Annotated in this window: 19 protein-coding genes, 1 other RNA gene and 3 pseudogenes; 10 read left to right on the top strand and 13 right to left on the bottom strand. The window is 37.8% G+C overall.

Features of this window, described 5'->3' with window-relative positions; translation table 11 throughout:
• Positions 1 to 547: 547 nt before the first annotated feature.
• Positions 548 to 1,090: an RNA 2'-phosphotransferase gene (locus PR675_RS08495; protein WP_171831240.1), complete on the top strand. Its 543-nt coding sequence runs from the start codon at positions 548 to 550 to the stop codon at positions 1,088 to 1,090.
• Positions 1,091 to 1,093: 3 nt separating this feature from the next.
• Here PR675_RS08495 and PR675_RS08490 read toward each other — a convergent pair whose 3' ends face one another.
• The 7 genes and pseudogenes from PR675_RS08490 to PR675_RS08460 form a co-directional block, all read right to left on the bottom strand.
• The gene (locus tag PR675_RS08490) at positions 1,094 to 1,486 is read right to left on the bottom strand and encodes an SMI1/KNR4 family protein (protein WP_272582727.1); all 393 of its coding nucleotides are present in this window, start codon (positions 1,484 to 1,486) and stop codon (positions 1,094 to 1,096) included.
• Positions 1,487 to 1,492: 6 nt separating this feature from the next.
• Positions 1,493 to 2,428 (bottom strand): hypothetical protein, encoded by a 936-nt coding sequence (locus PR675_RS08485; RefSeq protein ID WP_272582726.1) that lies wholly within the window; start codon positions 2,426 to 2,428, stop codon positions 1,493 to 1,495.
• A gap of 182 nt (positions 2,429 to 2,610) precedes the next feature.
• Positions 2,611 to 3,102 carry a hypothetical protein gene (locus PR675_RS08480; protein ID WP_272582725.1) on the bottom strand — a complete coding sequence of 164 codons (492 nt, stop codon included), beginning with the start codon at positions 3,100 to 3,102 and terminating at the stop codon, positions 2,611 to 2,613.
• Positions 3,103 to 3,315: 213 nt separating this feature from the next.
• Positions 3,316 to 3,978, bottom strand: a complete 663-nt coding sequence (locus tag PR675_RS08475) for a hypothetical protein (protein WP_272582724.1) — start codon at positions 3,976 to 3,978, stop codon at positions 3,316 to 3,318.
• A 276-nt stretch (positions 3,979 to 4,254) separates the two neighbouring features.
• Positions 4,255 to 5,349 (bottom strand): annotated as a pseudogene (locus PR675_RS08470) (IS3 family transposase).
• Positions 5,350 to 5,421: 72 nt separating this feature from the next.
• Positions 5,422 to 5,640: pseudogene (locus tag PR675_RS08465) on the bottom strand (integrase); the annotation flags it as partial.
• Positions 5,577 to 6,035 (bottom strand): DUF6538 domain-containing protein, encoded by a 459-nt coding sequence (locus tag PR675_RS08460; RefSeq protein ID WP_102781221.1) that lies wholly within the window; start codon positions 6,033 to 6,035, stop codon positions 5,577 to 5,579. The gene PR675_RS08460 and the pseudogene PR675_RS08465, both read right to left, overlap by 64 nt.
• A gap of 609 nt (positions 6,036 to 6,644) precedes the next feature.
• Between PR675_RS08460 and PR675_RS08455 the strand changes: the two genes are divergently transcribed.
• From PR675_RS08455 to PR675_RS08425, 7 genes are all read left to right on the top strand, one after another.
• Positions 6,645 to 6,848, top strand: coding sequence for a helix-turn-helix transcriptional regulator (locus PR675_RS08455; protein ID WP_272582728.1), 204 nt, complete (start codon positions 6,645 to 6,647; stop codon positions 6,846 to 6,848).
• 1,247 nt (positions 6,849 to 8,095) lie between these two features.
• On the top strand, positions 8,096 to 8,383 hold the full coding sequence (locus tag PR675_RS08450; RefSeq protein WP_272582723.1) for a hypothetical protein: 288 nt from the start codon (positions 8,096 to 8,098) through the stop codon (positions 8,381 to 8,383).
• An 11-nt stretch (positions 8,384 to 8,394) separates the two neighbouring features.
• Positions 8,395 to 8,670, top strand: coding sequence for a hypothetical protein (locus PR675_RS08445; RefSeq protein WP_134948989.1), 276 nt, complete (start codon positions 8,395 to 8,397; stop codon positions 8,668 to 8,670).
• Between the two features lie 500 nt (positions 8,671 to 9,170).
• Positions 9,171 to 9,554, top strand: coding sequence for a hypothetical protein (locus PR675_RS08440; RefSeq protein WP_272582722.1), 384 nt, complete (start codon positions 9,171 to 9,173; stop codon positions 9,552 to 9,554).
• A 160-nt stretch (positions 9,555 to 9,714) separates the two neighbouring features.
• Positions 9,715 to 9,966 carry a hypothetical protein gene (locus PR675_RS08435; protein WP_134948990.1) on the top strand — a complete coding sequence of 84 codons (252 nt, stop codon included), beginning with the start codon at positions 9,715 to 9,717 and terminating at the stop codon, positions 9,964 to 9,966.
• Position 9,967: 1 nt separating this feature from the next.
• Entirely contained in the window at positions 9,968 to 10,342 is a 375-nt protein-coding gene (locus PR675_RS08430) for a plasmid mobilization protein (protein WP_272582721.1), read from the top strand.
• Entirely contained in the window at positions 10,335 to 11,816 is a 1,482-nt protein-coding gene (locus tag PR675_RS08425; RefSeq protein ID WP_272582720.1) for a relaxase/mobilization nuclease domain-containing protein, read from the top strand. Before PR675_RS08430 ends, PR675_RS08425 begins: the two co-directional genes overlap by 8 nt.
• A 114-nt stretch (positions 11,817 to 11,930) precedes the next feature.
• On the opposite strand, the gene PR675_RS08420 is transcribed toward PR675_RS08425, so the two are convergent.
• The 4 genes and pseudogenes from PR675_RS08420 to smpB all read right to left on the bottom strand — a co-directional run bounded on the left by PR675_RS08420 (position 11,931) and on the right by smpB (position 16,318).
• Positions 11,931 to 13,373 (bottom strand): hypothetical protein, encoded by a 1,443-nt coding sequence (locus tag PR675_RS08420; RefSeq protein ID WP_134948993.1) that lies wholly within the window; start codon positions 13,371 to 13,373, stop codon positions 11,931 to 11,933.
• 654 nt (positions 13,374 to 14,027) lie between these two features.
• Positions 14,028 to 15,257 (bottom strand): annotated as a pseudogene (locus PR675_RS08415) (integrase arm-type DNA-binding domain-containing protein).
• Positions 15,258 to 15,423: 166 nt separating this feature from the next.
• Positions 15,424 to 15,787, bottom strand: a transfer-messenger RNA (tmRNA) gene (gene ssrA / locus PR675_RS08410).
• Positions 15,788 to 15,835: 48 nt separating this feature from the next.
• Complete coding sequence (gene smpB, locus PR675_RS08405) at positions 15,836 to 16,318, bottom strand: SsrA-binding protein SmpB (RefSeq protein WP_004921558.1); 483 nt, start codon at positions 16,316 to 16,318, stop codon at positions 15,836 to 15,838.
• A 154-nt stretch (positions 16,319 to 16,472) separates the two neighbouring features.
• Between smpB and PR675_RS08400 the strand changes: the two genes are divergently transcribed.
• Positions 16,473 to 16,907 carry a type II toxin-antitoxin system RatA family toxin gene (locus PR675_RS08400; RefSeq protein WP_014656346.1) on the top strand — a complete coding sequence of 145 codons (435 nt, stop codon included), beginning with the start codon at positions 16,473 to 16,475 and terminating at the stop codon, positions 16,905 to 16,907.
• Complete coding sequence (locus PR675_RS08395; protein WP_060561153.1) at positions 16,900 to 17,193, top strand: RnfH family protein; 294 nt, start codon at positions 16,900 to 16,902, stop codon at positions 17,191 to 17,193. Before PR675_RS08400 ends, PR675_RS08395 begins: the two co-directional genes overlap by 8 nt.
• A 637-nt stretch (positions 17,194 to 17,830) precedes the next feature.
• Here PR675_RS08395 and bamE read toward each other — a convergent pair.
• Complete coding sequence (bamE, locus tag PR675_RS08390; RefSeq protein ID WP_004921543.1) at positions 17,831 to 18,310, bottom strand: outer membrane protein assembly factor BamE; 480 nt, start codon at positions 18,308 to 18,310, stop codon at positions 17,831 to 17,833.
• A 112-nt stretch (positions 18,311 to 18,422) separates the two neighbouring features.
• On the bottom strand, positions 18,423 to 20,084 hold the full coding sequence (gene recN / locus PR675_RS08385) for a DNA repair protein RecN (protein WP_036941037.1): 1,662 nt from the start codon (positions 20,082 to 20,084) through the stop codon (positions 18,423 to 18,425).
• Positions 20,085 to 20,147 lie beyond the last annotated feature (63 nt).

The raw sequence follows: 20,147 nt of genomic DNA, 5'->3' as shown, positions 1-20,147 counted from the left end.
GATCTCCTCAGTTCAGATTACGAGAAAATTCTACTTATTAATACACCGATTTTTCGGGGGGATTACCGTAATATATATCTGAGATTTTTTGTAATAATGCTAATTTATAAAAAGGGTCGACACTAGCCTAACTCTAGCCTACAGCTGCTCAGTTGGCTGATTGAGGGGAATTGAGATCGTTCAGGGGATCTAGTGTAAGACGAGGATCTTTAAAAGATTGTTTAGAGTATTTTAACCAGCTAAATCGATTTTACCGATATGTAATTTTCAATTTTAATATTAATATAAAAAGCCAAAGGAAATCGGCGATAATCTTATAATATTCAATTGGATAATTCACTAATCAAAGTAAATCAACTTTAACCCATAACTGACTACCCTGTTAACTGAGGTGGGAACGATTTATATATTGAAAATATCTGAATGGAGCTGAGACTTCTTTCTAATTCATCATTTTCATATTGAGAAAACGTTGGTAAAGTTATGAATAGAACAATTGTACACCGTTGCCTATTTTACAGAGACTGAAGTTACAGAGGCTATTATTGTGAGTGAAAAAAACACAGATATCAGTAAATTCTTAAGTTATATATTACGTCATCAACCAGAAACAATCGGTTTATTTTTAGACAAAGAAGGATGGGCAATTATAGATGATCTTATTCTTTGTTCTGCAAAAAAAGGATATGTACTTGATAAGATTCTTATTCGTAATATCGTTGATAATAGTGATAAAAAGCGCTTTACAATCTCAGATGATGGATCACGTATTAGAGCCTCGCAAGGGCATTCCTCTCAGCAAGTAAATATTGATTATAAGGAAAAATCCCCCCCATTTTTTTTATATCATGGAACAACTAAACGATTTTTACCTACAATAAGAGAGCAAGGCTTACTCCCTATGTCACGACAGTATGTTCACCTTTCACCTGATGAAAATACTGCTATTTCAGTAGGTCAACGTCATGGAAAACCAGTTCTACTGAAAATAAAAACCCTGAACATGTATGAACAGGGCTTTAAATTTTATCAAGCTGATAATGGAGTTTGGTTAACAGAACAAGTGCCTTATGAGTTCATCCAAGAATAACTACTATTCATCATTTTCCTGCTCTGCTTTATAGCGGGCTGACTCAAGACGAGCTATTTTCAGCCATTCTGTAAAATTATCAGTGTATCCTCTATCTTCCCAGCCAGCAGAGGCGAATGCATGAACATAAAATACCTTTGGATCTCCCGAAGTATCATCCCCGTCAAAGCAAACAATATCATCAGAGTAAGATAGTTTTGCGAATGGGATTAGCTTTCTTGTTGGGTATTGGTTCTTCATTTCAAGCAACCAATATTTAGCAAATTTTTCAAACTCACATAAAAACCACCAAGGGTCTAAATCTAAAATAACCTCTTGATTTATGATTTCCAAAAAAGTATGCGGAAATTGAAATCCTTTTGGTAATTCATCTAATGAATAAATATAACATGACATACGATATTAATCCTTTGGCTTTCCAGTTAATCCATATGGCTCATTAGAGCCATATGGATTATTTTTACTAAAACCACCGCTTTGTTTATCAATTCTTCCTGTAATGGCTTCGCCCCAAGTTTTAGGCTCAAACCCTTTTCTCGGATCGGAAAACCGCGCTGATTCTGCGATTGTTAATTTTTCATCAAAACTACGTAAATTAGCTTCAACTTTAATACCAGCATCCCTAGCCGCATTTATTCTAGTATTGTCTATACTAGTCATTTTTCCATCTGGCATTTTAACAACATCAACGGGAGCACCTTTCCAACCATCTTTTTTCATGCTGGAAACAAGATCATCGTAATTATATTTCACACCAGTACCTAGTTCTGTTTTATTGTATGAAACTGTATTTTGCGAAAAACTAATTTCATTAGCGTCAAATGAGATTGCATTTCCTTTTGGTGGAGTCACATCAGGTTTCACATTTGGCTTACCTGTAACTTTATTTCCTAAATAATCACCTGATACCGCCAATCCACCAAGACCAACATTGATACTACCCTCAGCTATTTTACCATCTGCAATTTGTGCAAGACCAGTTCCAGTCTGATAAGAGCCTCCTGAAATCAAAGCTAGCCGCATTATTTGGCTAACACGTCCCGGACCAGCCAATAAGGCATCGGTACCAATCATCGCTTGCCATTCCTGTCGAGCTTGAGTACTTAACTGACTTAATGCTTGATTATATTGCTTATCTAAGTTAGGTCCAACATGACTGGTTTCTTTCAATATATCCGCTATTTGTTTTTGTGCATCTGCTTCACTAACTCCCCTTAATTGCAATTGCACACCAACAGCATTTAAATACTCAACTAAAACAGCTTGTTCTTTTTCATTTAGCAATCCTTTACTATTTCTTTCAATCAAGCTATTCGTATATTTATCTTTATCTATCAAATGGATGATGTCTAAAGATGCAGATTTAAGGTTTTTTCCTGCCTCTTAGTCATCAAGTGCTTTATTCAGTGTAGCTCGTTCATCTTGGCTTAAGCGGTTATTCTCAACTACTAATAATCATTCAGTATTCTTGTTTTCTTTGCTCATAATTGGATTTAATCTAAAAAATAATGGTTAAATAATTATTCCTCTAAATAATACACCCCATGAGAACCTTCTAGAGATGCATAAATATTCATCGCTTCTTCTCCTTCTGCTATGTACTCTACATCAATGGGCTCAGGAGGAACGTTTGGATTATTAAAATCTCTTTGTAAGAATTCTTTATATTGCTCAAGAATATAAATTAGCTGTTCTATCGTAAGGATAACTCTTTGTTCTTTAACGTATTCACAAGCAATAAAAACTAAATTATTTGTTACCATTACCCAGTGAGCATTACCTATACCAAAAAAACCATCTGGTGCTCTGCTGGATTCTAGGTTAGTTAAATTATTAATCCAAATCTCAATAGAATTTAGGGAATATTGAATATCATCAGATAACCAGCCTGCTAACTCTCGAGAACCATAGCCTAAAGTGGTTTTATCAGTTGATAACCATAATTTATTACCTACTGGTGTGAAATCTTTACTGTTATTATTCCACCAGAAATTTATTTTATCATTTAGCATTGGTATTCCTACTATCAAATACGGGCCATGCAGTCGCACCTGAACCATCAGGTTTACCATAATAACCTTCTATCTTAACACCACTATTCGAATATCCAGTCCATCTTTCTGTATTTGGTATATTTGTTGAATTTTTTAAATGCGCTTTCAATTTCTTGTGCTGTTTGTCTTTTTGACCAATATTCAGGGAAAAATGTTGTTTCCCCTTGCTTTTTAATCCATTGACCAGATCGAAGGATCTCGGACGGATATATATCCTTTTGAAACCCCATTAGCATCAGGAGTACCTGTCCATGATTCAACCCTTACATTTGGATCACGCAAATAGTGCCCACTGGATGCTACTTTTGTTCCATTTTTATATGTCTTAACTTCTCCGTTAAGAATATGATCAAGCCTAATGTATGCGGTTGGTGATTCTTTTCCAGCTTGTTGTTGTACAAGCTGTAGTGGGGTTGGTGAAGGTTTAAAATCGTCGAGATACTCACCAGCACTGTTAACCTTGCCAAGGCTTTCTTGTTTTATTTGTCCATTTTTACCAACACCGACGCTAATAATCTCACCAGTTTTAGCTGACTTAAATATTAATGTTGTAGTACCAGCAATATTCACCCCTGAATAAACAACTTCTGAATATTCAGGCGGAACGCCTAATGTTTCCAGTAATTCAGCACCAACAGTTTTAGTATATTTCCCTGTTACAACGGTATTCGAGCCAGCATACAAATTATCAAAACCAGACGAAGCAACGATGGTTCCAGTAGCACAAGTCACGACCCCCACACAACTTGCTCCACCAGCGATGATTTCAACAGCACCACCGCTAGCTTGAATTAATCCCATTCCTCGCTCTGTGAGCTGATAGGTTCCATCCATATAGGTTGCCCCATCAATAATGGCTCTAGCATTATCATATTGAAATAATGGAATGGAATACGTAATTGTTGCCCCAGTGTTTGGGTCAACATAACTTACTGTAAATTGCTCATTCGCAAGCTTATCACGTAATTCAGCATACTCTGGCTGATTACCAATTTGTTCCAGCTTTTCGTAATACGCTTTTTCAGGGGGACCTTCTGCAAATCCAGCAGAACATTTTAGTAACGCACAGGATGCGGCATCTAGCTCTTCTTTTTTGCAATACTGTAGTGGTCAACAAAAATTGGTCACCGTTTTAGAGTTTTCCCAATACAATCGTTCTGATTCATTGGGTGTTAAGCCACTGTTATATTGATGGGGTCTAAGCTGACTATAATACCCGATGATATATCGTGTTATTTCTTGCTGTGCTTCTATGGAATTACGGTAGCCTAAAATGGGTACCCATTCTGTCTTTAAACTTCGAAAAAATCGCTCCATCGGCGCATTATCCCAGCAATTACCTCGCCGAGATAAACTTTGCTTTATCTGATAACGCCATAATAATTGGCGATATTGGCGGCTTGTATAATGACTTCCTTAATCTGAATGAAACAGGATATTCCTTGGCTTACCTCTTGATTCAAAAGTCATTGATAATGCTTTTTCTGTTAGCTGGCTATCCGGTGAAAATGACATCACCCACCCAAACTTGGTTTGGCTCCGTGACCGCAAATTGACGTCTGAGATGATTCGGTATTTCAACGTGCTCTTGAGTCGTTTTTTTATATCGATGCTTCGATGTTTGACAACTCACCAAGCCAAGTAATTTCATTAACTTACTTGCACGATAGCGCGTTAAAGGAACCTGTTTTGTATTCGATACAATGTCAGCAATAGTACGAGCACCAGCAGAACCGTGACTACTTTCATGGGCTTCTCGAACAAGAGCCCGAAGCCGTGTTTGTTCCACTGACGGTATCTTTGAGCGATGACGCCAATATTGATAGCTACTGCGATGAACACTGAACACGTTACACAGTTGTTTAATACTAAAGCGCCGACTGAGTTTCTCGATCAGCGAGAATTGTTCAGAGAGTCCGACATCACCAGCGCTGTAGCCTTTTTTAAGATCTCATTATGCTCTTCAAGTCGTGCAATTTTCTTTTTCAATTCACGGATTTCGACTTGTTCTGGCGTCATGGGTGACGCTTTCGGTGAAATCCCTTTGCGTTCTAGCTTGAGTTGCCGAACCCATTTGTCCATGGTTGATTTACCGACGCCCATGGCGTTGGCGGCCTCGACTACGGAGTAGCTTTGGTCAAGCACCAGTTGAGCGGCTTCAAGTTTAAATTCAGCACTGAAAAGTCGTCTTATACGTTTCGCCATAATTATCACCTATCTGTTTATGAAGTGATGATATCACCTCTGACTTGGTGACCAAATTAACTATGCCACTACACTGTTATTTGATTGGTATCTTGAAGCGGATACAAGGCTGATTGGGTTAATTGACACTATCCCATCAGTAATGGCTTCATCTAGCGAGCTACGTAAGAAAGAGAGCTGATTACGGATGGTTTTTAATACCGTTGTTTGTTTTTGTATCCAGTTTTTTAGGAGCGCTGGTGTGAGTGATGAAACATGTAATTGGTGAAAATCAAACAAGGCGCTTTGGCATTATCTCGATAGTCTTTTTTAATAATCCGAGTGTGATGAAACTCGATAAGCTCTGTTGAGACGTGCTGTAAATCATTAAGTTCATCAATTCCCTTATCAAGGTTGCCATGAAAATCATCCATTTCACGCTGCCACCATGCGTTGACTAATAACTTGAGTTGCTGCTGAAAAAAGGCAATGTGTTCCTTGGTCATCTTGGGGCTTCCTGAATATTGGACTTGCCAGTGATTATATTGACTATTGAGGATTAAGGCTAATGATCGGGCTGCATGCAGTTGCTTTGTTTTGAGACTTAAGCGGATATCATGGCGAGCGTTTGTGGTCGGGATGGTTTTACGAAACCACCACGTATTAGCACGTTGGTAAAGGTAGTGGGGGAGCTTTAATGTCGTCATGCGGTACATTCCTGCGGCACAATTTCGACATGATAGAAAGAAAAACGACCTGAAACTTGTTAAGAATCAGGTCGTTAGATAGTGGGGCTGGCGTCCCTGTGTTTTGTTTTTTATTTCTATGATTTAAATGTTTTTTTTGTTTGTTTCTTTCGTTTAGGGTTCAATAAAGGAACCTAAAAGTAATGCGAGAATAGCTTCTACTTTTCCGGGGCTAAAATCTTAGTTAGTGCAACCCTGAGGAGTTGAACTCACAAAGCATAGCCGTGCTTATCCCGAGTCTATCTGCCATATGCAAGATGCAAACCATTTACCTGCAACCAAGCCTTTTCTCAATTTTGACAAAACTTGTAAGCGTTGAAGTACAGAATTTAATCACAAATAATATAACCGTTTGATAAATAGTATATTATTAGAAAAAACTGAGTGCAAAAGAAAAATAGCACTTTTTGCAAAAATAGTTCTATGCCAGTGCTGACCTGCTTTTACAGTTGCTTCTTACAAATCTGTCTGAAAAAACACCAATCTTTGATCAATTCTGGCTTTTTAGGAGTTGATCGTCATAAGCGATCTGAAGATACTACATCCATCAAAACAACAATGGAGAAATGTATGGCAGAAATAAAAAGATTTATCCGTTTACCTGAAGTGCTACAAAGAACCGGATTTAGTAAGGCTTGGATTTATCGAATGATCAAAGACAAGAGTTTTCCATCACCTATTAAAACTGGTTCGCGTTCTATTGCATTCATCGAAAGTGAAGTCGACCAGTGGATTGATGAAAAGATTCTTTATTCACGTAATCAAGCTGCTTAAAAATAAATATCACATACTATTTATTATTACTTATATTGACACACAGCTTCTAGTGTGAAGTGTCTCAAAATCGCATACAGAGCGTTTTAAGGCTATATATGAAAGGTATTATGTATTTAAAATAAAAGGCTAGATTTTTATCTGGCCTTTTTTGTTTTTATTTTTTATCTAAACGAATATAGTGATGAAAAAATCATTGGTTTGTTCTTGACAGGTAATATATTGAGAGATATAAAAAAGAAGATACAAAAAAAGCCAGATATTAAATCTGACTTTTTAAGGACTAAAAAAGTTTTCGCTGACTTTTTTTAGCCTTGTAATCAGTTAGAGGAATAACTTGATTACAAATATAATAGAGTATTAAATAATCTTTTTATATTTGTCAAATCTAAACCTAAGCTTTTTACAAGTCTTTAAAATACCTATTCCAGAATCCTTTTTAATCCTCGAAAGCAATAACGTTAAAACCTGCTGTATCGGGTATAGGAATACGAAGGTCCCTCAAGTGATGGTGAATCTTATAGTTATTGCGACAACGGTAAACCGGGAGCGATGTTGTCAGCCTGAATCGCCTTACCTAAAATTTATAAAGCATATAGCTTCTTTAGTAAAACGAGGAGTGCTTAAAAAATCAAGGTAGGGTTTGCGCGGGTCGCGGGGGGGAGTATCAGATTGGAAACGATCTGAATACTTTTTGAGTAATCAAAGCGCAATGAGCATTCTTTTTTCCTTTCTCTATCTCTTTAGCGATTTTAATTTTTCGCGTGGGGGGAGGGGGGGGGAATGCTCCAAGAAAAACTAAGTTTTCCTGACGGAAAACTACTACGACTGAAAGTCGCCATCTAAAACCCCAGAACCTACTCTGATAAAATTCTAGTACAACTAGTACAAAAATTTAATTAAAAAAATAAAACGCAAAACTAAATCTAAAATATTAAAACTTTCCTTGCACCAGCTAGCATTCACAACACTTTATCTTTTTATCCACTCACGAGACGAACCTTTAGATAAATTTAGATCGGTATAAAAGATCGATAATTGGGTATTGATAGGTTTTGGCAATCAAAGCGGTCTTATCGATCGGTGTTTAATTGTTTTTAACGATCGATTATTGCATTATGATAGGCAATGACTATCTCGATGTTTTTTTCGAACGGTACAAACGATATGACTGAGCGTGAAAATAATTGAATTCTAAGGTGTTTACAGGTCAAGCGTAGATCTGTGTCATTAGTGAGGAAAAAGGTATGCGCAAGCTTATGTTAGTAGCAGGTCTGGCTGCCATTTTGTCGGGTTGTGGCGATGATGGAATTTATGGCAACTACGTTAATCAACAATACGGTGTCAGACTTGATATTCAGAAAGACGTAATCAAGTTCAGAAATGGCGTTTTTACTGTTAAAAGCTGGGATGAAAGCCAAAAGCCTATTTATATCGCAAGAACTCAAAATAAAGATCTCGGTTCTTGGACTTTTAAATTAGAAAAAGTCAAAGACGGTGTGGTTTACCAAGGTGCGGTTTTTAAGAAAGATTAGAGGATTAGGAAATGGAAAACAATACTATTCAGTGCCCATACTGTCTGAAGGAAAGCCAGAAAGGGGTTCACGTATGTACAGGATGTATGGCGACAGTTTTGTACGGAACATACCCCAGCTGGTATGCTTTCGTTATTATTGTATTGTCCTTCGGTCTGTCTATCTTGATCGGAATGTCTACAGGAATGGCTGGAGCTACTATCAGCTTACCAATAATTGCGGTTGTTGGGTTTATTGCGGGCAAGGCGATATTCTCTGATAATATTGTTTTTAGAAGAAGAATGTAAAACACGCCTTCTAAGGTGATGGCTCGCAGAGCGAATCATCACCTATCTAAAGTTTATTTCCTTCATTGCGTCATCAAGTAATAAATCGGAACCCACTGACATAACCATCAGCGGGACCCCACGATCTATTACTTGACGATTTGACCACGCCGCAAATTTTACGCAAAGCTACCTATTAAGCAAAGCTACAAAAAAGATAATATATTATTTACCTTATCTTTATTTGCATTTTATTTATTGTGCAGTGTATCTATTTATGTAGCCGCTATTGACAAACATTTAAGATCGGTTATTTATTTAAATATAGATTGAGTTCGACTTTATTTTTGTTTTTCGGAAACTGAGGCAAGGTGTAATAGCGTATCCGCTATTTACCCAATCCTTCGGATTGCCCTATCTCGCTTTGCTCGTAGGGTTGAAAAAAATCTACCCTTCCGCCTAATCACCCTATCAAGAGTTGGCGGTAAACCATACAGTTTAATATTATAGGAGTGTTTGAAATGAATAATGACTTAGGTTTTATAAATAACATAGATGGTAAAGTTTTATTAGAGCATTATCAATATTTAACTAATGCTATATTGGGTGATGATGATGCGAAAAAAGAATTTGTGAAATATGAACATTATGAATTGGATTACTTAAGGTGTTATCTTGAAGCAAGTATCTATTTTTTAGGTGAAGCAAGAGATGAAGCAAATAGAGATGTTGAAATAAAAGATTTATACGAAGTTGTGGAGATTATCAATAAATTATCAAATAGAGCTAAAGTTGCTTTAGCTGAACATATTATATTGTGGTTTGAAGATATTTCATTGGTAGGTTCTTATAATACACTATTTAGATTTTTAATCAGGGAGAAAAAAATATTATGGTGTTTGTAGCTGTAGTAATGGTAATACTTTGTATTATGCTTGGTGGTTTTATGATTAGAAGCTGTACAGCAAAAACTAACTCATCAGGCGAAATGAAACAAACAATATCAGATGTTAAAAAAATCATAGATAAAAAGGAGTTGATAAAATACAAAAGGAGTCAAAGAAGATGATTGATCTAAGTAAGATTGATTTTAATGTAAAAGCAGAAATATTAGCACGATTCTTTTATTACATAGAGCAAGTTAGAGATATTCCATTTAGTGAAATAAATGATGATGAGCGTAGTTTTTGTTATTTTGTTGCTTACGACTATATGACAACACATATAAAGGCTGATGATTTATTACAAGCATTGATCGATGAAAATGATGAAGACTATATAAAATCTATAATAGATTATATGCATACAGGATTATAATATGGATACAGATAGAAAAAGAGGTCGCATAGATTTAACTCACGAAAAACGCAGAGATATATCTATACAGTTCAGAGTAAACAAAGCAGAGTTTGAATATTTAAAAAAACTTGTTGAAGCATCTGGGCTGGAAAGAGGTCATTACATTAGAAAAGAGATTTTAAGCGCGGAACCAGTTATTAAAAGGAAAATGCCTGAAGTAAACCAGAAGACCTATATACAACTTTCAGCTATAGGCAACAACATAAATCAGGCTGTTAAAAAATTAAATGGCAATGAGTATTTTGATAAAAATGAAGTTGATAAGCTTAATTTTAATATAAAGCAAACCAGTAGAAGGATAATAGAAATAAATAAAGACTTGGGGTATGTATGAAGGAAACGTAGCTAAGACAGGTAAGTCATTTAAAAATAGAGTTGATTACATTCTTAAAGATGATCATAGTTTCATTTGTAGTAATATGTTAGCAGATAAAGATAACGTTAGTGATTTAACTGATGAGTTTAAAACCGTAAGCAGTTTTAGACAAGATATAAAAAAACCAGTCTTTCACGCTTTTTTATCTCTTCCAAAGAATGAGCATTTAACAGATGAAAAATGGCAAGAGATAGCAAAAGACTATTTGAAAGAAATTAATATTGATATAGAAAAACATCAATATATTTGTGTGCGTCATAAAGATACTGATCAAGACCATATCCATATAGTAGCCAACCGTATTGGCTTAGACGGTTCTGTTTGGCACGGTCAGCACTCAGCATTTAATACAATATCAGCTTGTGAACGTTTAGAAGTAAAGCACAGCTTAACCATTACTAAAGGCTTGCAGGGGCAAAAATCAGACGTATCAGCACCAACCAAGAACGAGATCGAGCAAGCCCTCCGTACAGGTGAAAAACCAGCTCGTATCGTGCTACAGAACGCATTACAAGCGGCTATGACAGGAAAACCAGACCTTGAGACGTTCGTAGAACGTCTGCAGGCCGTAGGCATTGAACCAAGGTTCAATGTTGCCAGCACTGGCAACGTGGCGGGGGCTTCATTCAGTGTAAATGATATAGCATTTAAAGGCTCACAGTTGGGTAAAAAATTCAGTTGGAACACAATTAAAACGAAGGTGAAATATGACAAAAATAGAGATGATGAACTCGTTAGAAGATTCGCAGCAAGAAAAACAGATGACGAAAATAATATTGGACGATCACATACTAAACCAGATTTCAATGACAGTAGAGCCGTTGACGGAATCGATGATGATATTATCCGAATCAGTCAGCACAGCAATAAAACAAACGCAACAGACATTAACAAGGGTGAACAGCTCATTAGAAGCAACAACAACCGCTATAAACTCAGCGAAAAATATAATAGATCAACAAGCCCTAAAATTAGAAGAACAACACAAAAAACTGCACAAGTACTCAACAGAGTTAAAAAACAATACAATAAAGAACCAATCAGGCCTTATAATCAAGGTGGCTTCAATAGTTGGAGTTCTAAATTTATCAGCGGTTCTATTAGTAGGATACTTGATCATGCAGAAACAGCCACAACTGCTACCAATCAATTTAGACTCAAAGGTCGTGGCAAAATCAATAGTAGAGCAACTAAGATCGAAGAAATAAGAGATCGTTTAGGTATTAAAAAACCAGTTATTCAGCCGAAGAATAAAGAAAAAGTGATTAAAGAAGAAATAAAGAAAAAGCCTTTAGGGTTGCGTATGGATGAAAAAAGATTTAAATCGAAGCTAAAAGAAGCTCTTAAAAAAGAAACGCCTAAAAATGAGACAACACCACTTCAGCAGGAAGAGGATCAGCATTTAAAACCGAGAGGTTTTAAACCGCGATAAAAGAGGCTTTAAGCCTCTTTTATTAATCTCTGTGTAAATCAACCTAACGCACTATGTTTTTTGAATTAACTATCTTCTAAAAATAAACTGAAATTAAGTTATTATTGACTAATCTTAAATCCGTTTACTTGCAGAGTCCTTTTGTTGAGCATCAATATGAATAATTTTTGAAACTTTCTTACCTTCTTTTTCTGCGGCAATTCTGGCTTGTTGAACTTTTTGATATTTGTCTCCGATATAGCCAATATCAACTATTACGAAAAATGCACGTTCAGTGTCATCCCCTTTTTTATAAATTTCAAGCTGCTTTTCATATCCGTGCAATAACTTACCATTAGACGAGAGTTTTACTTCCACTAATACTTTTTGCTCGAAGCCTTGTGAAAGCTTAAAGTCAACGGGACCATTTCCTGAATCGGCTTCAGGGCTTATATCTAAGTTGTTTGCTTTACAATATGAATATGCAACGGCAAATAGCAAACGTTGGGCAGCTTTTTCTTTACGTGGCTTTTTATCATCAGCCCACATTTCTTTCCATAACCCTTTATTTTCAATGAGATCCTTGAATTGATTTAAAATGTCGCTTACAAGATGTTCAACATCATCCAAAGTTAGTTTTTTGTTATATCCTGAGAGATTAAAAGGGTATTTCTTGTCTATTGAAGATGCCAATCTTAACCAGAATAATTCGCCGTTTCTATCCGCTTTAAAATCGTAGGGCTCTTTTTCTACTTCTTTTATTAATGTTAGTAAATCCTCAAAGTATTCTTTTTTCTCTAAAGCTCTACGTTTGGCTTCCTCCTTTTGTTTTTTGGTCATAGATGCGAGGAGATTACCAATATTTGTATTGATTCTGTCTCTTAAATCAGTATTCTCCTTCATTGTGTGGACTGCACCACTCCAATCTGTAGAAATTGGTAAGTCTCGGACAATATCTTTAGGAACTAATATTAGTGGCTTATCTGTTAATGGATTATGGGGGGCGTTGTATTTATTCCCTTTAAAAGTGAATTCTTTTGTTGGGATTTTAAGTGTTGTATTTACTCTTTCAGAAAACTTAACTAAAGAATCAAATATTATATTGGTGGTCATATCACTGATTCGGTCAGCACCAATACCTTCTTCAAATAATGACATAACCATGAATAAATCAGGATCATCAATATCCATACTTACAATTTGATGAGCAGTTTTCATCGTGTTATTAACAAGCTGAGGCCCAAATCCTGAGCCTTTGGCTGATGAACCATAACCCAGACATGTCCATCCTATTTCGGAAAATGAAAATAATTTTTTTGCAGTTCTCCATGCAATATCACTGTCATTAGCTATTTTGCATGCACTAAGCAGCTTTATTATTTTTGTGAAAGTGTCGATGTATTTTTGATCTGCATCATCTTTCATTTCTGAATGTTTACTTTCAGGGAGCAGCATTGGGTCAATAAAAAGCAATGTATCTGATTCTAACAGAACATCAACAACATCTAATTGATCAAGTGTTGAAGGGGGAATTTTAAAGTAAGAAGAAATGGTATCAATTTTCTTAACTGTGCTCATATATAATCCTTTCTCATACAATATTTAGTTTTATAAAACAGAACGAGTCAGATTTAATTTATATATAAATTTTGCTGTATGGTTTCATTCCTGTTTTCTCCATTCACTTAGAATGCAAGAATGTAGACTTGATCACATTATTTTGAACATCTGAGCCTGTGTTGGGTGCTAATAACAATCCTAATATATCTAACCTGCTACAGTATGCTCATGCTCTGTACATTCCTTCGTGATGTTAGCACATTTTATTCGTAAGTTCAGGGCATTAAGCTGTCATGTGAGGGATTAGACAACTTAGTAGAACATTTCCATAATGACAAAAATTAATGGGGGTATCTTTGGAGGTATAACTAAAAGTAAAACAGGTTATTTTATTTAATAATTAATGAAATAATGTTTATGTATCGTTCCTCTTATCGCACCAGAACCGGATTAGAGTTTCAGAAGCAGATCAAGAAGAGCAGAAGATTCAAATCTCGCTAAGCAACAATCTTCTTAGTGGGAAAGATAACAAAATGAAAAATTTTAGATACAAAAAAAGCCCGTTTACACGAGCTTTTTATGCACCATACAATGCACCATAAAATCAAAACTACACTTCAAGTTATTGACTTCATTAAAGATTTGGCGGAAGCGTAGGAAGGTGTCGCTCTTTCACGCAGCAATTGCCTTATATTTCTGCGCCTGAACGTAATCTCCCCACCACTGCATCAGCTCTGTTCTTTCAGCAAGATACTCAGCACGATTGTAAGCGGCTATGATTTCATTGTTCTTAGTATGAGCTAAGGCTGATTCAAGCACCTCTGTTCTGAATTTACCACTTTCTTCAGCGGCCGTTCTTGCTATAGACCGCATTCCGTGAGCAACCAGTTCACCACCGAATCCCATACGGATAATTGCAGCATTGGCTGTTTGTTCATGCATGTGGTTAAGGGGGGCCTTGATGCTTGGGAAAACCCACTCTCTATGACCACTGATCGGTTTAATTGACTCAAGGATGCGCATAGCTTCTTTGCTCAGCGGAATCTTGTGAGGGCGCTTCATCTTCATAAACTCACCGGGGATATTCCAGAACCGATTATCTTCGTCTATATCACTCTAACGAGCACGGACAGCTTCTCCCGGGCGAACCCACGTAAGAAGCTGCCATTCAATTAGAAGACGTGTTTCGAGTCGTATGGAAGCGTTAGATATGGCGAGCATGAACCGGGGGAGTTCATTCGGTGGTAAAGCTGGCATATTTTGCTTCTTGGGTTTGCTGAATCTCTGGCCGAGATTGTCAGCAGGATTAAACTCAATAAGTTCTTCTGTCGCAGCCCAACGGAAAATTTCATTCAGACGTGAAATGATACGGCGCAGGGTTTCCAATACGCCTCGTTGTTCTATGGGGTCAAGGTGTTGTTTTAAGAGTTTGGGACGGATCTCTTTGATAGGAACGTTGCCTAAACCGGGGAAAATATTTCGTTCAAGGCTCCGCCAGATGTCTTCTGCGTGGTCTGGAGAGATACCAGAGGTCTTAACCTTCTCATCTAACCATTTCCTAGCAACCGCCTGTAGCGTGTGCTCAGTGGCATCCTTAAGAGCATTGGCTTTATCGCTGTTGTGAATCTGCGGATCGATACCATTTGCAAGCAACGACAAGTATTCATCACGTAAAGCCCGGGCTTTGGCAAGTGTGAGATGAGGATAGGTTCCTAAGCTCATCTTTGTTCGCTTTTTATTCACTGGCACTGCATACCTGAAATACCAATTTTTCCTACCACCCTTTGATAGGGGAGCGATTCGTAGCATCAGGCCGTCACCGTCAAAAAGGTTGATCTCTTTTTCTGCTGGCTTGGTATTTTTGATTTCAGTGTCAGTGAGTTTCTTGGCGATTTTTGCCATTTTTAGGACTCTCGATTTTGGGACCCTTTGCGTTGGGTCCCAAAAAGGGTGCCACAAGGAGTAGCTTCTAGCAAATTTCAGTAGACTTCTGTAGACGTAAAAAAGCCCGCAAGGCTGGTTCCATGCGGGCTCAGTAGACTTCAGTATACTTCAAACAACTAAAAAGTGGTGGAGCTGGCGGGAGTTGAACCCGCGTCCGAAATTTCTACATCCTCGGTACTACATGCTTAGTCTAGTCTTTAAATTCATTTGCCAGCTGCGGACAGACACGCCACCAACAAACTATCCTGATTAAATTTAACGCTTCAACCCCAGGCAAGGCATCCACGCGATCTCTTTTGGGTTTGACCTCTCTTGATCCCCGTCCTAAGAGCGGAGGCTAGGGAGAGAGGGCTCTATGCAGGTTATTAAGCTGCTAGTGCGTAGTTTTCGTCGTTTGCGACTATTTTTTTGCGGCTTTTATCGAGGCCAACCGCCCCTCGGCATGCACCTTGGGTTTCGCAAATCCCGTCGAATCCAGAATCAGCCCCAAGTTGTTAAGTGCAGTATAACAGAAAAATACTCTAAAAAGCTAGAACTTAGCGATTAGAATGTTTCATTATACGTGCTTTATCTAGTTTCCATTCGCGTTCTTTAATATCAGAACGTTTGTCGTGTGCTTTTTTACCTTTTGCAACGCCAATTTTGACTTTGCACCAAGCATTTTTCCAATATAAAGAAAGAGCAACGACAGTATAACCTTCACGGTTTACGCGACCATAAAGGGTGTCTAATTCTCGTTGGTTCAGTAACAACTTTCTGCTGCGTGTTGGGTCACAAACTACGTGAGAGGATGCAACATTTAAAGGTGTGATATTCGCACCAAATAAATAGGCTTCACCATCCCTAAGCAGGACATAGCTATCACCAATGTTCGCTTTACCAGCACGGAGCGATTTTACTTCCCAACCTTGTAGGGACAAGCCAGCCTCGAATTCATCTTCGATAGAATACTCGTGGCGAGCACGTTTGTTTAGGGCAATAGTTGCCGAACCAGGTTTATAAGCTTTTTTCTTTGTCATAGTTTGTTCATTATACTGTAAGCTGAAGTGAAATAAATCTTTCCGTGTTTAAAAATGTGCCGATTGTGCAATTATTGTGCTTAATCCGTTTTGTTTTTTGTTTAACCAATCAATAGTGGTATTATATGGGCAGTTTTTGGGGATAGGAATTGATATGCCACAGATTAGTCGCTCTGCGTTAGTCCCATTTAGCGCGGAACAAATGTATAAACTTGTTAATGATGTCATTGCATATCCAAGCTTCTTGCCTGGATGTGTAGGTAGTCGGGTGATTAGTCATAGTGATGATGAAATGACCGCTTCTGTTGAGGTTTCAAAAGCAGGTATCAGTAAGACCTTTGTAACCAAAAATGTGTTAGAGGATAACAAGGGTATCCATATGCAATTGGTTGAAGGGCCTTTTAGTAAACTAACGGGAGGATGGCGCTTTATACCTCTAAGCCCAGATGCTTGTAAGATAGAATTCCATCTTGATTTTGAGTTTACTAATAAGCTGATTGAACTTGCATTTGGCAAAATCTTTAAAGAACTTGCGAATAACATGGTACAAGCTTTTACGTTGAGAGCGAAGGATATCTATAGTGTCTGAGCTAAATGTTGAAGTCACTTATGCTTTGCCGGAGAAGCAATATCTATTACCAGTTAAGGTTTTGGAAGGTGCTACAGTTGAAGATGCAATAATGGCATCTGGTATCCTTGCATTACGGGCAGATATTGACCTTAAAAAAAATAAGGTGGGTATTTATAGTCGCCCTGCAAAACTGAGTGATAAGTTGAATGAGGGTGACCGAGTGGAAATTTATCGGCCTCTTATTGCTGATCCTAAAGAGTTACGCCGTAAACGGGCTGAAAAATCTAAAGATAGTAAAAAATAACTCTCTTTTTTGTGATTAAACCGAGTACTTGCTCGGTTTTTTATTGCCTGTTTTTGGATGGTTTAATCGGGCTGGTAGTATTACGGCTTAATCAGAATCTTTTCAACCAAATGAAAGAATTTTGCTATTATCATGTCTGGGTGCATATATTATGCCAGTACAAAAGCGCAGTATATTGACAGCATTCTATGAAAAGCGCTGTTGGTAATGAGAAGAACACTGGCGAAATAACGCCAATGAAATAGAGCTTAGCACTAGAGACAATGGCATTAGTGTAATAGAGGATAGGGGGAGACTCTTACTATTGCATTAAGTTGAGAGTTTTTATTACCTGTTGATGAGTGCCTTGATGGATTAAACGGTATTAATGTAATACGCGATACTCATGATGCCAGTCAAATAGAGTGCAGCAGTAAAAATAGCTTTTATTGAACAAATTGAGAGTTTTTGGTTTTGATAGTGCGTACTTTGAATGGCTAAGTGGCTAATTGTATTCATCGCAGCGCAATTTAGTGCTAGGTTTGAGAATTCTTTAGATAGCCTAAAGCAGCAATAACTACCTGTTTTATATTGATGACAGGTAGCTATTGTAAGGCTAATTAACAAATAAGTGGATAACGAATATCAGTTAACAAGCTTATTTGCTTAGCATCTTTTTAGTCGCGGGAGCTGCGGTTTGTGGCTGCTCTGAAACAGGTTCACTAGCTTCAGTGTTGCTAGAAGCCGGCTCAGCAGATACTGGCTGTGCATTTTCAATTTCTTTTGCTTCCATAGATTCCTGCTCTGAAAGATCCTTCTCATTTTTGATATCAGTCAGGATACCATTACGGTCAAAGCTAAGAGTCAAAGTTTGTTGCTTAACGGGATCATGACCAAGCTCTTGGCGGAAAACATAATACCAAGTTTGAGTACCAAACGGGTCGGTTAACATTGGTGTGCCCAAAGTATACGCGACCTGTTGCTGAGTCATTCCTTTTTGTATCTTAGCAACATCTTTCGCTGTCAGGTAATTACCTTGGTTAATGTCAGGGTGATAGACCAGACGCTCCATCATTGAACAACCTGATGACATTAATGCGAGTGATAGTGCAGCAGCAGTTAACAGTTTATAACGCATGGATATCTCATTCCTTTTGGAGTCAGAACATCAATGATAATCGACATTGATACATTTTAAAACCTTCCGTATTGACTCTAAGACCATAGGAGTGCAAAAAAGTTGTCAAAATTTATGCGGCAAGTAACTCTTTTGCATTTGCCAATGTGTTTTTGGTCACTTCACTGCCTGCTAATAAACGTGCAAGTTCTTGTAAACGTGATTTTTTATCAAGTAATTGCATATGTGTCTCGGTTTCTATGCCGTTCGTTTCTTTACTGACATAAAAATGATGGTGCCCACAACCTGCAACTTGGGGTAGATGTGTTACACACATGACTTGGGTTGATTCACCTAATTCACGGAGTAATCGCCCAACAATAGCAGCCGTTGGGCCGCTAATACCGACATCGACTTCATCAAAAATCAGTGCTGGTGTATCCATTTTTTTCGCTGTGATCACCTGAATAGCCAATGCGATACGTGATAATTCACCTCCAGAAGCAACTTTAGCAAGTGCTTGATGTGGTTGCCCTGGGTTTGTTGTGACATTGAACTCCACCTTGCTTGCCCCATCTGGCTGTAGATGCTCAGGGGTAAACTTAACATCAATAGTAAACCGACCATGAGGCATAGAAAGTTGATGCATACTATTAGTAATCAGTTGGCTCAGTTCTTGAGCATACTCTAAACGGATTTGGTGCAGATCTTGAGCACAAGCCATCGCATGTTGATGATCTTGGTGAACTTGCTCACTTAGCATTTCACAATCTTCATTTTGGTTGGCTATTTTTTCTTGTTCGTCTAATAACTGCTGATAAAGCTCAGGTAATGCCTCTGGCATAATATGATGTTTACGAGCAAGGCTAATTTGTTTTGATATACGCTGTTCAAGTTCATACAAGCGATTAGGATCCAATTCATACTGATCACAATAATGCCTTAACTCATCGCTTGCCTCGCTGACTTGAATAGATGCTTCTTCTAGCATATCGAGTAGACTAGAAAATTTAGTATCAAGGGATGCTAGCTCGGCTAATTCATGCTTGGCGCTGTTGAGTAAACTCAAAATATTAGCATCATCACTCTCGGACATAATTTGCATGGCATTTTGCCCAAGCGTTAAAAACTGCCCGTAATTAGCGAGTTGCTTATATTCCTGCTCAATACTTTCAAATTCACCTTGAACAGGTGAAAACTCAGCTAATTCTTTTAAATGATAATCAAGCAACTGTTGACGCGACTCACGCTCTTGCATCTGTTTTTGAAACATGGCGAGCTGTTGGCATGAATCATGCCACTTTTGCCATGCGTGTTTCATTTGTAAGAGACGCTCTTGTTGATTGGCATAGGCATCCAGCAGTGATTTCTGATGGTTATTATCGAGTAAAAGCTGATGTGCGTGTTGCCCATGGATTTGGATAAGCAGAGCGCCCAGTTCACGAAGCTGTGAAAGTGGCACCGCTGTACCATTAATAAAACCACGTGAACGACCATCTAACGTAATGGTACGCCGTAAAAGACATTCACTTTGATTATCAAGTTCATGTTCAATGAGCCACTTGGCAGCCATATCTGCATCCACTAAGGAGAAGCGTGCACATAAGTCAGCGCGTTGTGCGCCGGGACGTACCATATTGGCATCGCCGCGGCTACCTAAGCAGAGACCAAGTGCATCAATAGCGATAGATTTACCTGCACCAGTTTCACCTGTAATTGTGGTCATACCGCTACGAAAATCGATTTCCAGATCACGAACGATAGCAAAATTATTAATGGTAAGTTGGGTAAGCATCTGCGCTCTCCTGTGAAAATACACACCTGTGTTTGTATACAGTGTATCCTGTTTTTTTATACA

Origin of the sequence: Providencia sp. PROV261 (genome assembly GCF_028477945.1) — a bacterium.
Classification (GTDB): Bacteria; Pseudomonadota; Gammaproteobacteria; order Enterobacterales; family Enterobacteriaceae; genus Providencia; species Providencia stuartii.
This window is presented reverse-complemented; position numbering and strand designations above follow the sequence as displayed.